Source organism: Acidimicrobiia bacterium (assembly GCA_035471805.1).
GTDB lineage: Bacteria > Actinomycetota > Acidimicrobiia > Spongiisociales > JAHEDJ01 > JAHEDJ01.
The window spans coordinates 1-12,648 of sequence record DATIPS010000056.1 but is presented as its reverse complement, the minus strand read 5'-3'; the positions used below and the strand labels follow the sequence as shown (position 1 = coordinate 12,648).

General features: G+C 64.4%; 12 protein-coding genes. 2 read left to right on the top strand and 10 right to left on the bottom strand.

What is annotated here, in order from left to right; all coding sequences use genetic code 11:
* From VLT15_11335 to VLT15_11325, 3 genes are all read right to left on the bottom strand, one after another.
* The coding region (locus VLT15_11335; protein HSR45804.1) for a hypothetical protein at positions 1-682 on the bottom strand (682 nt) is incomplete at its 3' end.
* Positions 683-861: 179 nt separating this feature from the next.
* Positions 862-1,689 (bottom strand): MBL fold metallo-hydrolase, encoded by an 828-nt coding sequence (locus VLT15_11330; GenBank protein ID HSR45803.1) that lies wholly within the window; start codon positions 1,687-1,689, stop codon positions 862-864.
* Positions 1,690-1,778: 89 nt separating this feature from the next.
* Positions 1,779-3,614, bottom strand: coding sequence for a cyclic nucleotide-binding and patatin-like phospholipase domain-containing protein (locus tag VLT15_11325; protein HSR45802.1), 1,836 nt, complete (start codon positions 3,612-3,614; stop codon positions 1,779-1,781).
* Between the two features lie 139 nt (positions 3,615-3,753).
* On the opposite strand from VLT15_11325, the gene VLT15_11320 reads away from it, so the two are divergent.
* Positions 3,754-4,944, top strand: coding sequence for a low temperature requirement protein A (locus VLT15_11320; GenBank protein ID HSR45801.1), 1,191 nt, complete (start codon positions 3,754-3,756; stop codon positions 4,942-4,944).
* A 215-nt stretch (positions 4,945-5,159) separates the two neighbouring features.
* Here VLT15_11320 and VLT15_11315 read toward each other — a convergent pair whose 3' ends face one another.
* From VLT15_11315 to VLT15_11285, 7 genes are all read right to left on the bottom strand, one after another.
* Positions 5,160-5,507 carry an OB-fold domain-containing protein gene (locus VLT15_11315; GenBank protein HSR45800.1) on the bottom strand — a complete coding sequence of 116 codons (348 nt, stop codon included), beginning with the start codon at positions 5,505-5,507 and terminating at the stop codon, positions 5,160-5,162.
* Between the two features lies 1 nt (position 5,508).
* Positions 5,509-6,684: an acetyl-CoA acetyltransferase gene (locus tag VLT15_11310; protein ID HSR45799.1), complete on the bottom strand. Its 1,176-nt coding sequence runs from the start codon at positions 6,682-6,684 to the stop codon at positions 5,509-5,511.
* Positions 6,677-7,429 carry a hypothetical protein gene (locus VLT15_11305; protein HSR45798.1) on the bottom strand — a complete coding sequence of 251 codons (753 nt, stop codon included), beginning with the start codon at positions 7,427-7,429 and terminating at the stop codon, positions 6,677-6,679. The genes VLT15_11310 and VLT15_11305 overlap by 8 nt, the downstream gene beginning before the upstream one ends.
* Entirely contained in the window at positions 7,429-9,810 is a 2,382-nt protein-coding gene (locus VLT15_11300; GenBank protein ID HSR45797.1) for a xanthine dehydrogenase family protein molybdopterin-binding subunit, read from the bottom strand. The genes VLT15_11305 and VLT15_11300 overlap by 1 nt, the downstream gene beginning before the upstream one ends.
* Positions 9,807-10,277, bottom strand: coding sequence for a (2Fe-2S)-binding protein (locus VLT15_11295; GenBank protein HSR45796.1), 471 nt, complete (start codon positions 10,275-10,277; stop codon positions 9,807-9,809). Before VLT15_11295 ends, VLT15_11300 begins: the two co-directional genes overlap by 4 nt.
* 9 nt (positions 10,278-10,286) lie before the next feature.
* On the bottom strand, positions 10,287-11,177 hold the full coding sequence (locus VLT15_11290; protein ID HSR45795.1) for a xanthine dehydrogenase family protein subunit M: 891 nt from the start codon (positions 11,175-11,177) through the stop codon (positions 10,287-10,289).
* Positions 11,178-11,420: 243 nt separating this feature from the next.
* On the bottom strand, positions 11,421-11,633 hold the full coding sequence (locus tag VLT15_11285) for a hypothetical protein (protein HSR45794.1): 213 nt from the start codon (positions 11,631-11,633) through the stop codon (positions 11,421-11,423).
* 274 nt (positions 11,634-11,907) lie between these two features.
* On the opposite strand from VLT15_11285, the gene VLT15_11280 reads away from it, so the two are divergent.
* Positions 11,908-12,648, top strand: a 741-nt coding sequence (locus VLT15_11280) for an AfsR/SARP family transcriptional regulator (protein ID HSR45793.1), incomplete at its 3' end; no start/stop codon positions are given.

Here is a 12,648-nt window from a genome sequence, read left to right as displayed (position 1 = left end):
TGCCGGCCCCGATCTTGTTCTTCGATGAGTTGCCCACGATCGTGACGAAGCGGAGTTCTGCCATTCCCGATGACGAGATCGCCCCGCCCTGTCCTGCATCATTGCTGGCGAAGGTCGAGTTCGAGACGCGCAGCTCGCCGGCGTTGTTTATGGCGCCGCCCTTGCCGAACGATTCGTTGGCGTAGAACACGGAGTCCTCGATGTGGGTGGTCCCGGCGTTGTAGAGGCCGCCGCCCTCTCCGGCGAAGTTTTTGTACACCGACATTTCGCGCATGGTCAGAGTCGCCCCCGCATGTACGGAGACGGCTCCGCCGGAAGCCTTGCGGTCGTTGGCGCCGGTTATGGCGAACCGCTCCAGGGTGACGTTGCCCGAAGTGATGATGAGGGCCGGCGAGTTGCCTGTCACCTTGAGCGTTGTGGCCTCGGCGGTCGACGCAGCGCCTCGGATCGTCACGTCTCGTCCGACTGTGATCGGTTGCGCCAGATCGATGAGGATCGGTTGCTCAGAAGAGTCTATGACGATTACATCTGCATCCCCAGCGATCTCAGTTTTGAGCCCGGTGGCGGTTGTGACCTTGACCACGACCTCGTGGCTCGTAGCAGCAGCCGGCAGTGGTGCGGTGATCAACAAACTTGCCACCATTGAGATTGCGCTCAACAGGGCTATAGGACGATTACTCATCATGCCTCCCATGGCCCGGGCTCCCCATCACTCGTGCCGACGGCACGACGGGCACTAGTTTTCCACAGAGCGGAAGGTACGTAAAGTGGTTTTGTTCGACGCAACGTCGACTTTTGGCGCGGAAGAAACCACCAAACAGGGATCAGATTCGACCGGACCCCTCGACCACTCTCCGCTACTCAAAGCGCGAAAGACAGGCCTTCGAATGCGGCGGTCGTGTTCGGGAAATCCTCTGCTGCCCGTTTGACGAGGGCGTCGATCTCATCGTCCGTCCGGGCAGGATCGTGACTCACCAGAACCAGTTGTCCGACACCGGATTCCCTGGCGGCCTGGGCGGCCTGGGCCCACGTGCTGTGTCCCCATCCGACGTAGTGATCCTCGTACTCCTCCGGACTGTACTGGGCGTCGTGTACCAGTATGTCTGCTCCGGAGGCCAACCGGCGCAATCTTTCGTCGGCATCGAGTTCGCCGCGTTCGCAGTCGGTTGCCACCACGACCGACCGGGTCGGCCCGTCGATGCGATAGGCGGTGACACCCTGGGGATGACGAAGCGGTGCGGCCGTCACTTTCAGGCTGCCCAGTTCGAACGTCGCTTCCTCGAGGGTCACATAGGCCTTTCCGGCCGCCGTGTCCTGAATCGAGATCGGGAACCAGGGGGGACGGAGGGCACCTTCGATCGCTTCTCTGCTGCTCATGCCGTCCCATTGATGGCCGTAGAAAGTGAAATGGTTGTCGGGATCGAAGAGGGGCCGGAAGAACAACAGACCCTGAATGTGGTCCCAGTGGTAATGAGTGAGGAACACGTGGTAATCGGTCGGGCCGGACGGGGTGCCTTCGCCGTTCAACCGGATGACGCCGGTGCCCCCGTCGATCAGAACCACAGACCGATCGCCTGCGGATATGTCGATACAGAGCGTATGTCCGCCGTGGCGGTTCGTGTCGGCCCCCGAAACGGGCAGGGAACCGCGGACACCCCTGAAAGTGAGGGTCGGTCTCAAGTCGGTCACAACGAGCATCCTGGATAGCGTGAGTGTTGAATCATCGGTCGTTCATTGCCGTTCCCCAAGCTTTTCATCCTTGCCGGTCGAATGTCAGTTCAGTGAGCTTGAACCGAATCGGTCAAGCGCTTGTTCCCGTCGTTCTGCTCCAGAACCTCCAGTGCGTGGCGATAACCGGCTTCGATCAGGGCCTCATAGGACGAGAAGTCCATCAGCGAGAAACCCGAAACGGGCGGACGGAATACTATGTCGGCCCGCTGCTCGAACACCTTTGAAGATATGACGCTGCCGATCTCCGATGTGCGCAGCATGGTCTGGACAATCCCCGGAACCGCAGACCCGCCTCGCCACGGAGCAACGTGGTGACGGATGGCTCTCCAACCGGACAGGGCACCATCGAGCGGCAGGTCCCGGGCGGCGATATCGGCCGGACTGCGCAGGTTCACGGCCATCATCAGTCCCGGCTCTCCGAGTCTCTCGGCGACGTCGACGGGCAGGTTGTTCATCACCGCGCCGTCCACCAGAACGTCACCTTCCGGTGATCGCATCGGTGGGAACACGCCCGGGATCGACATACTCGCCCGCAGCGCTTCCCAGACCGGTCCCGTCTGATGAATCTGGACCTCGCCACGCGTTAGGTTGCTGGAGACGCAGAAGAAATTGATCCACAGACCCTCGATGGAGACGTCACCGAACGCTCCCTTCAATTGGCGCTTCACCTTCGCACCGCGCGCCAGGGCGACCATCGGGGGCGTCAGATCAACCGGAGACCCCAGATTGACCACGTGGCGAATCGCCTGATCCCGCGTGTCCTCCCACCCCCGACCCATGGCCGCGTGGGCGGCCATGATCGCTCCGAAGCTGGCCCCTCCGACGAAGTCCACCGGAACCCGGGCTTCCTGCAGGGCCCTCAGCACGCCTATATGGGCCAGGCCGCGCGCTCCTCCGCCGCTCAGGACCAGGTTGACCGCGGTTCCCGTCAGAATCCGGGCGAGTCTTGGGAACCCGGAATCGGTGCCGGTCCGGAGGTTGTAGTAGTCGACCCCCGGCCGCCGGTCGATCCAGTGCGAGACCGGGGCCGGGAGGGCAGCGCCGGGAGCATGGACCATCACGAGATCCACCCGAATATGCTCACGGCGCCCGAGCTCACGGAGAAGTTCGAGCTCCACCGGGTTGGGGTCGGGGTCGGCTGCAGGGTCCCCGATGAGGAGGACCCGATCGGCCTGTCCGATGCAATGGAGAGTCCATTCGGGCGAGGAGTGGTCGGCGATCAGCAGGACTTTGTCGTGCCCGGCCTCCAGTTGGTCTATCAAACGTCCCAGTTCGTCCGGATTGGAAACATCCGTCGAGACTGCCGCCAGATGATCGACGTCGGCCACGGCGACGCTCCCGTGTCGGGCGAGTGCTGCTTCCAACATCCGAGCGGCAGGGTGGATACTGCCGGTGCTGCCGGCGGCGATCAGCGTGATCGTTCTTATCGCTCCCGATCCTTCGGTCGTGTGAATCGAGCGTCCGAGTCTCTCGACGATCTCGCGGGCGATGGCGACCAGCGCAGCCGGTTCCCGCTCGACGAGTCCCTGGAACTCCTCTCTGCTCAACTCGAGCAGGGTGGAGTCGCGAACCGCACGCACCGAAGCCGACCGGGGGTGATCGGTCAGGAGGGCCATCTCACCGACCGTCTCGCCGGGGGATATCTCACCGACGACCGTCGGCGTGTCCTCACCGTCGAGCACATAGGCACGCAGCCTTCCACTGATGACGACGAACATCGAGTCCCCGGACTCTCCCTCTCTCAGCAGGATCTCTCCGCCGGTGAGATGACGCTCGGAGGCGCCGTCCACGATACGTTCCACCGCAAGCGGCGAGAGCGCGCTGAAGAGCGGGATAGTGGAAACCAACTCCAGGATCGCCTCGCGATTCCAGATATTCTGCATTCGTCCTCCGCTCGGGCCAGCACGCTACAGCCTCCGCAGTCGTCTTGTCGACGGACCGGGCAGAAAATGTCGGCGGCGAAAGCCCGTGGGCATTGCCCGCCCTTGTTATGTAACCTGCTGCCGCCGAGGAGGGAAGTTGATGCGAACCACGATGCTCCGGCCGCCCCGCTTGCGGACGGTCGAGACCGAAGCCATAGAACGCAGGGTCACCTGGACCGAGCTGTTCTACGACCTCGTCTTTGTCGTCGCAGTTGCCGGGCTGGGTCGCCGGCTCCTGGAGGACACGTCGTGGACCGGGTTCTGGTCGTTCGCCGGGCTGTTCGTCCCGTTGTGGTGGGCCTGGGCGGGGTTCACGTTCTACGCGGATCGATACGACACCGACGATCTCGGGCAGCGGTTGCTGGCCGTGGCGCAAATGGTCACCGTGGCTCTGATGGCAGCCAGCATTTCCGGCGGCGCCGCCGAACCGCTCGTTGCGTACGCCCTTTCCTTCGTAGCCGCCAGAACCATCTTGATCGTGATGTACTTGCGGGCGCGGCGCCACGTTCCGGAGACGCGCCAGCTCGTGACCGGATACACGAAAGGCATGAGCCTGGCAGTGCTGTTCTGGCTGGTGTCCGTCTTCGTCCCGGAGCCGGCACGTTATGTGTTGTGGGCGATCGGGCTGGCCATCGATTTCGCCACTCCGTACAGGATGCGCCGCGTCCAGGCAAAGGTTCCGCTCGACGTCGCTCACATCCCCGAACGCTTCGGACTGTTCACCATCCTGGTGCTCGGCGAGTCGATTGCAGCCGTGGTTGCCGGACTCGAAGAAGAGGTTTGGACCTCGTTGGCGACGGTGGCAGCCGCCATCGCAGTGCTGATCACCACCGGACTCTGGTGGGTCTACTTCGACAACCTCGACGGCACCGTGGTGAGGCGGCGTGCCGATCAGATGAAGGCCTGGAAGCCGACCACCTGGATCTACGGGCACCTTCCGCTCATGATCGGCCTCGTCATGACGGCCATCGGGCTGGAACATGCCATCGTCGCAGTCGAGCATCATGAGATGCACTCAGCGGATGTCTGGCTGTTGACCGGAGGGATGGCACTCGTCTTCGCCGTCCTCGCCCTCATTCAGTACTCGTCGGAAGCCGGCGATCCCGGCAGCCCCGGTGCGATCCGCCAGCTGTGGATCACCCGTTTCCGCCTGGCCGGCGCCGTTCTGGTGGTGATCATCGGGTTGCTGTTCCCAGCCGGGAACCCGCTCGCCCTGGTCATTGCCCTGGCAGCAGTCTGCGCTCTTCAGGTGGTCGGCGATATCTTCATAACCGATCGGGTCAACGTCTAGCAGTGGGCCTGCGCCGGGCTTCCCCGCCCGGCCCCACCCAGGCGCGCGAGCGATCGGCAATCGGTCCATCGTCCCCTGTGGCGTCGCCGGGCTCCGTCCGGTGTTGAAGCCCGCCCCCCTCGAAGACGGGAGTGGCAGTTGGCGTTCCCCTCCGGTGGAGCCGGCGGCCTGCGGCTGGATCCGCAGAGCGGAGAGGAACGCGCGAGAACCCGCCGCTAGGCGGCGTGGAAGATGAACCCCCAGAAGCTCTCGTAGGCCTCCTGCCGGACCACATCGACTACACCGACGACCTCCATGCCGATCTTCGGGTCGTCCACCTCGAGCTGGCCGGTCACGCGCACACCGTTCTCCAACTCGACGATTCCGAGTCCCAGCGTCGCCACCTCGTACTCGGCCGGGAGGTTGTACACCTTCGTGAAGGTCAGGAGCTTGCCGCGCTTGGGGAGCGGCACCGTCTTGAACTGGAACGGTTCCAGCTCACCGCAACTCTTGCAGCGCATCCGGAACGGATAGTGCACCGTGCCGCACTTGGTGCACTCGTAGGCATGTATCTCGCGCGCCATGTCAGTCCTCCCTCACGAAAGTCAGGCAGATGACGTTGTTGCCGAATCCGCCGAAGTTGCAGGTGAATCCAACCCTTGCACCGGCAATCTGTCGTTCGCCGGCCTCGCCGCGCAGCTGGTGCACGATCTCGTGGGCCTGCCCGACTCCCGTTGCGCCGACCGGGTGGCCCTTGCCCTTCAATCCGCCGGACGGGTTGATCGGGATGCGACCGTCGAGCGCCGTTTCGCCCTTCTCGAGGGCGATGTGACCCTCACCCTTCGGGAAGAAACCAACTTCCTCGCTCTCGGCGATCTCGAGAATGGTGAAGGCGTCGTGGAGTTCGGCCACGTCCACATCGGCAGGAGTGAGTCCCGCCATGCCGAAAGACAACTCGGCGGCACGCCGCACGGCCAGGAGATCCGTGGGATTCTCCCGTTCGTGAACGGCGTGCGTGTCGGTCGCCTGGCCGACACCGGCCAGCCTGATCAACGGGCGGCCGATGCTCCTGGCGATCTCCTCGGAGACGAGAATCACCGCCGCTCCGCCGTCCGAAACCGGGCACGCATCGAAGAACCGCAGCGGCTCGGAGACGTACGGGTTGTTGGTCATGGCTTCAGGCGAATCGAGGATGCCTTCGAGCGTTATCGGCTGATGCAAGTGGGCGAACTCGTTGAGCATGGCGTTGTTCTGGTTCTTCACCGCCACCATCGCCAGGTGCCGCTCCGTCACCCCGTACTGCTCCATGTAGAGGCGGGTGAACATCGCCGCGTGCGAAGGCAGCGTCACTCCGTAGATGTACTCGGCGAGCGGATGAGTGAGCGTGGCGATGAAATCGGTCGCCTCGAGGTTGTTCACCTCGCGCATCCGCTCTGCGCCCGTCACCAGGACTATGTCGTGCATTCCCGACGCGACGGCCAGGAAACCCTCCTTGATCGCCGCGGATCCGGAGGCCGGGCCGTTCTCGATGGCTGCCGCGCCGGCCGGCGTCAGGCTGAGGCTGTCGACAACGGCCGAAGCCAGCGCCGTCTGATGGTTGACCCTCGGCCCGCCCATGTTGGCGACGTAGACCTGTTCGATGTCGGTGAGACCCGAGTCCCGCATGGCCAGCATCGCCGGAAACGAGGCGATCTCCGACAGCGGGTATTCGAGTCTGGTGAACGACGTGATGCCGATGCCGGCTACGTAGACGTCACGCATTTTCGACCTCCTGCTGCCAGCGTTGCGACATCAGGGCCGTGCCCGTCGAGTCGTACATCGAACGGGTGGCGGCCAGGAGGTCGGCGGGCGGCGTCGGTGGATCCGAGGGGGGGAGGATTCCCGCCTGGGCCTTGGCCAGCAGCTTCTCCGGGACGGGCCGCCGGCCCACGACCAGCGTGTCGCGCGCCCTGTCGAACAGTTCCCTCGTCAGCGCCCAGGACGGCACACCGCCCAGCTCGTGCGGGGTGTCGAAACGCTTCTCGAGCTGGTACTCGATCATCCACCGCCGGAATCCGATGGGCGACTCGGCGACGATCAGGACCTCATCGTGCCCGAGGACGTCGATGTGGTATTCCATCTTCGTCGCGAAGGCATGCGCCCCGACCCGCAAGCCGCGCCGCAGAGCGACCGTGTGCAGCGACATGCCCAGCTTGGGGGTGACCTGGCGGCCGTTGACCACGGCTGCGATCTCACCGTCGATCTGTGCAACCAGTACGTACTGGTCTTGATAGCGGTGCCGGGCGTAGGCAAGTACCTCCGAGTAGACCCGGGCTGCCACGACGTCGTAGAAGTCGCGCTCGACGTGTGTGAGTGGTTCGATGTAGCGAAGAAGATCCGGGACCTCGTCGCGTTCCACCTGGCGAATCACCATCTCCTCCCCGCTGGCCAGCGTCATGTACTTGGCCGGGAACGGGGGCATGGGGTGATCCACCGGACGGAGGATCTTCTCGAGGTCGACGGACATCAGTTTTCTCCTTCCCAGAGGGACAGCGCCACCTTCTCGGCGGTGACGGGCATTGACTTGATCCGGATTCCCAAGGCGTCCTCGACCGCGTTGGCGATCATCGGAGCTGCCGGGATCATCGTGTGCTCGCCGACTCCCCGCGCCCCGAACGGGCCGTCCGGCTGGGGGACCTCGACGATGATCGGGATGATCTCGTCGGGGATGTCCAGCGAAGTCGGGATCTTGTAGTCGGTGAAGTTCGGGTTGAGCAGGCGGCCGTCCTCGTCGTACCGCATGTCTTCGTACAGGACGGTGGCGAGACCCTGGACCAGGCCGCCGACGATCTGGCCCCGCACGAGGTCGGGGTTGATGGCCTTGCCTGCATCCACCGCCAGGGCCGTGCGGAGGACGTGCATCTTGCCGGTCTGGCGGTCGACCTCGAGCACGACACCGGCGGCGCCGACCGTGTAGTGGACGTTCGGGTGACCGCCCTGGCTGGTCTCGGGATCGCTCCTGGCCGAAGTGAACTCGGGCATGAACATTCCCGAACCGACGATCGGACCACCGCGGTAGGAACCGTCCTCGGTCTCGATACCGGCGATCACGAAATCCCGCAGCGGCAGTTCGAAGTCCGGGTCGGTCGTGCAGCGCACGGCCTCCCTGCTGAGGAACAGCGAGTCCTCCTCGTAGCCGTGAACCCGGTGGACTACCTCGAAGATCTTCTCGCGGGCCTCTATCGCGGCGGCCTCGACGGCTTGGCCGCAACCCCACGTCACATGGGAGGCAACCGTCTGCCACTCGTACGGGTTCCGGTCGGTGTCGGGCGTCTCGACCCGGATCTTCTCCGGCGGCACCGCCAGCACCTCACCGACGATCTGGGCCATGACCGTCAGATAGCCCTGCCCGAGCTCCATCCCGGACACGGTCACGTTGATCGAACCGTCCTCGTTGAACTTCAGGAACGAAGACGACGAAGCGTTCGGCGGCATCGCCGGTGCCTTCCACATGAGGGCGACGCCCTTTCCGACCACCTTGTTCGGGTCATCGGACGTCTCTTCGGTGCCCCAATCGATCGCGTCGGCCACCTTGTCGATGCACTCGAGCAGACCGGAGGGGTTCATCTTCTCGCCGTAGGAGAGGGTGTCCCCCTCGACGATGGCGTTCTTGCGGCGGAACTCGACCGGGTCCATGCCCAACCGGTGCGCGATGCGGTCGATGTGCGACTCGAGCCCGAAGTTGAACTCGGAGTAGCCGAAGCCCCGGTACGGACCACCGGGGGGCAGGTTCGTGTAGACGCACAGTGAGTCGATCTTGACGTTCGGCACCCGGTAGGGCCCGGTGGCCGACAACCCGGCGGCGTTGACCACGTTGGCACCGTATTCGACGTAGGCGCCGGCATCCCAGTGCATCGTATGCTCGATGGCGGTGATCGTTCCGTCGTTCGTCACGCCGATCTTGATCCGTGCCTCGAGTCCCTGCCGCTGGTAGGTGTTGTAGAACTCCTGCTCGCGGGAGAACCGCAGCTTCACCGGGTGGCCCTGCACGGCGGTCGCCAGTGCCGCCCCCATGATCTCCATCGACACTCCGGCCTTGCCTCCGAAGCCTCCTCCGACATAGGGCGTGATCACGCGGATCTGCTGGTGGCTGAGACCGAGCGGCTCCAGCGCTTCAGCAATGACGTGGCGCTGCGTGTAAGGGGACTGGGAGGCCGACCACATCGTGAGGCGGCCGGCGCGGTCGTACAAGGAAACGACCGCGTGCGGTTCGATCGCGCAATGTGCGAAGCGGGGAACGGTGTAGGTGTCCTCGAACACGAGGTCGGCCTCCGCGAAGGCCGCCTCGACGTCGCCCTTGCGGGTCTTGCGCCAGTGGGCGATGTTGGTGTCGTTGTGGGGGAAGAACCAGGGCACGTGCGGGTAGTTCTTCAACTCCGGATGGAGGAGCGGCGCGTCCTCCGAGGCGGCGAACACCGGATCAAACACCGGCTCGAGCACCTCGTACTCCACGTCGACCAGTTGCACGGCCCGCTTGGCGGTTCCTTCGTCCCTGGCCACCACCGCGGCCACCTGTTCACCGACGAACCGGACCCGGTCCTGTGCGAAGACGTAGCGGTCCTTCATGTAGAGCCCGAAGCCGAACGGGAAGTCGGCTCCGGTGACCACCTTGACGACCCCGGGGAGGGCTTCGGCCCTGCTGGTGTCGATCCGCTTGATGATGGCGTGGGCGTGCGGCGTCTCCACCACCGCTGCGAAGAGGAGATCGGGACCGAAGTCGAGGTCATCGACGTAGCGGGCCGCGCCGCTCACCTTGTCCAGCCCGTCGATTCGGGGGGGAGATGTCCCGACGTAGGTGAGTTCGTCGTCGGGGACTGCTGCCTCGAAAGGTTGGCGGGTGACGGTCACGACTGATCCTCCCCGGCCGCGGCAAGGACGGCATCGATGATCGGCTCGTACCCTGTGCACCGGCAGAGGTTGCCGGCCAGCGCATGCTGGACGTCGTGGCGGGAGGGATTCGGGTTGTCGCGAAGGAGTTCGTGGGCGCCCAGCACGATGCCGGGCGCACAGAACCCGCACTGGAACGAGTTGTGGCTGATGAACAGATCCTGGAGGGCGCTCAGGACGCCGTTGTCCGGTATCCCTTCGACTGTCGTGATCTCGTGTCCGTCTGCTTCGACGGCGAGCACCAGGCACGACCGGACGCTCCGGCCGTCGAGCAGGATGGTGCACGTTCCGCAGTCGCCGCGCTCGCAGCCGATCTTGGCTCCCTTGGCCCCGACCCGGCTGCGGAGAACGTCGAGCAGGATGTCGTTGGGTTCGACGTCGAGCGGCCAGGCCTCGCCGTTCACGGTCACATTGATGGGTAGTTTCATCTCATCCCCCTAGATCAGCCGTGTCCCGTAGGCAGGACCGTTTCCGTCACGCCTCGCAACGGCTGCGCGCAGGCCCCTGTCGAGCATCACCTCACATATGCGAGCCCGGTACTCCTTGGTGGCCCGCATGTCGGTGATCGGTGATATGGCCCCGGGAACCAGGTGTTGGGCCGCCGCGACCAGTTCGTCCGACAGGACCTTTCCGGCCAGCAACTGCTCAATCGCCCGGGCCCGGGAAGGGACGGGCCCGACCGCGCCGAAGGCGATCCGGAAGACGTTGTCGCCGGTGACCAGGACCGTGACCCCGGCCTGGGAGAGATCCTCACCTTCGTAGCGCTGCAGTTTGAGGTAGATGGCGCCGTGCGGCCGGTCCGGGATCGGAATCGACAAGCCCGTGACGATCTCGCCCTGTTCGAGAGCGGTTCGGCGCGGGCCGACGAACCACTCCTCGATGGGAACGGTCCGTGCTCCGTTCGGGCCCAGCACCGCCACGGAGGCTTCGAGTACGAGCAGCGTTGGGCCGGCGTCGCAGGACGGAACGGCCGAGCAGATGTTCCCGGCGACGGTTGCCCGGTTGCGGATGCCCGGGGAGGCAACGGTGTCCGCCATCTCGCGAAGGATCGGGAGGTGGCCGGCGACGAGTTCGGACGTGAGCAGATCCGAGAACGTCACCAGCGGTCCGAGGTAGAGATGGTTGCCTTCGAGGGAGATCTCGTCGAGCGCGTCGATGGCCTTGATGTCCACGACGGTTTCGGGGTGGACGGCGTCGTCGCGCATCCATGGGACCAGATCGGTACCGCCGGCCAAAACGCGCGCGGTCGGTCCGGCCCGGGTGAGGACCTCAACTGCCTCGTCGAGCGTGGCAGCCTTGTGATAGGCGAACTGGTGGGCGATGGCCATTCTCTGCCCCTCTCGTGCCAGGTTGCCAAGAGCTTCAAGCTACCCGGTAACGCTATTTGAGTGCAGCGCCGGGTCAACAGGGCCAAATGTCGGGAATGGGATGCCATCGGACGAGTTTCTCAGCAATGCTGGTGTTCCCCACGCGCATCAGCATTGCCGAGAAAACAACGGAGGTTTCTCAGCAATGCTGGCGTTCTCCACGCGCATCAGCATTGCCGAGAAATCCGGCGGAGTGGCACGCGTTCAGCGGTGCGCCAGCGGATGCGGCCAGTGCCAGTGATGCATTTCGCGATTGCGTCGGCGCTCGGCCAACTCATGCAGCTTCGCTTCGGCCCGCAGATCGAGTTGTTCGATGAGCGAATGCCTCCCCGGGCTCTGATGGCCCCCGATGGCTCGCTCGTTGGCCGCCAGCCGTTCCTCGCGAACGGCCATGGCGCCCAGATAGTCGGGCAACATTTCGGCCCCCTAAATCCCTCTTCCGATCCCAGATCGGCGTCGGCTGCCTGCGACGGGGCAGGCAACACAATTATCGCGCACGAACCTTGGAGTTTGCTTGGAGTTCCCTTTAAACAAGGTTCGAACCGGGTCCAAGAGCGAAATACCCTGGTCGGCAAGCTTTGTGTCGGGCATACTGCGGATAGGTGAAGCGAGGGGGATAGATGACGCTCGCAGCTCTGCCGCCGGAACTCGGCCGCACGTCGACGCCCTCAACCGACCGGGGAACGGGCTCGTGATTCGCTTGCGCCGGGAGATGGCCGGTGCCAGAAGGCATGCGTGGCCGCCGGAAGGGCCCGCGGTTCTGGCTCTCGGACCCCTGGTAATCACCAACCAAGGAGACACCGGTCATATCGGCGGTCCGAAGCAGCAACTCGTTCTCGCGCTGCTCCTGGAGGCCGCCGGTTCCAGTGTCGGCGTTGATCGCCTCATCGACGGGGTTTGGGATGCTGATCCCCCTGCGTCGGCACGCGGAACTTTGCAGAGCTACCTTTCGAACATTCGGGCGAGCCTCGGTGACATCATCGTGCGAGAGGGGGCGGCCTACCGTATCGACGTAACGCCCGGCAACTTCGACGTCCTGCGGTTCGAGAGCCTCGTGGAATCCGCTCGAACGGCCGTTGAAGCCGATCCGGCGGGTGGGGTCGCTTCTTACCGGTCTGCCCTGTCGCTGTGGAGAGGGGAGCCCTATGCGGGCCTCGACTCTTGCCCGACGTTGCACAGTGAGGTTGTGAGGCTCGAAGAGTTGAAAGTCGCCGCTCTCGAGGACTGTCTTGATGCCGAACTGCGCCTCGGCAGGCATTCGACTCTCGTGGCCGAACTGGAGCAGCTTGTTTCCACCCATCCGTTCAGAGAACGTTTGATATCCCAGCTGGTGCTGGCGCTCTACCGGAGTGGCCGGCGGGTTGATGCTCTGAGCGTCCTTCAAGATGCCCGGGTGGCGTTTCTCGACGAGTTCGGGCTGAGTCCGTCACTC

Coding starts and splice junctions, on each gene's coding strand:
- VLT15_11325 (HSR45802.1), bottom strand. CDS start 3,614: ATGCAGAATATCTGGAATCGCGAGGCGATCCTGGAGTTGGTTTCCACT.
- VLT15_11320 (HSR45801.1), top strand. CDS start 3,754: ATGCGAACCACGATGCTCCGGCCGCCCCGCTTGCGGACGGTCGAGACC.
- VLT15_11315 (HSR45800.1), bottom strand. CDS start 5,507: ATGGCGCGCGAGATACATGCCTACGAGTGCACCAAGTGCGGCACGGTG.
- VLT15_11310 (HSR45799.1), bottom strand. CDS start 6,684: ATGCGTGACGTCTACGTAGCCGGCATCGGCATCACGTCGTTCACCAGA.
- VLT15_11305 (HSR45798.1), bottom strand. CDS start 7,429: ATGTCCGTCGACCTCGAGAAGATCCTCCGTCCGGTGGATCACCCCATG.
- VLT15_11295 (HSR45796.1), bottom strand. CDS start 10,277: ATGAAACTACCCATCAATGTGACCGTGAACGGCGAGGCCTGGCCGCTC.
- VLT15_11290 (HSR45795.1), bottom strand. CDS start 11,177: ATGGCCATCGCCCACCAGTTCGCCTATCACAAGGCTGCCACGCTCGAC.
- VLT15_11285 (HSR45794.1), bottom strand. CDS start 11,633: ATGTTGCCCGACTATCTGGGCGCCATGGCCGTTCGCGAGGAACGGCTG.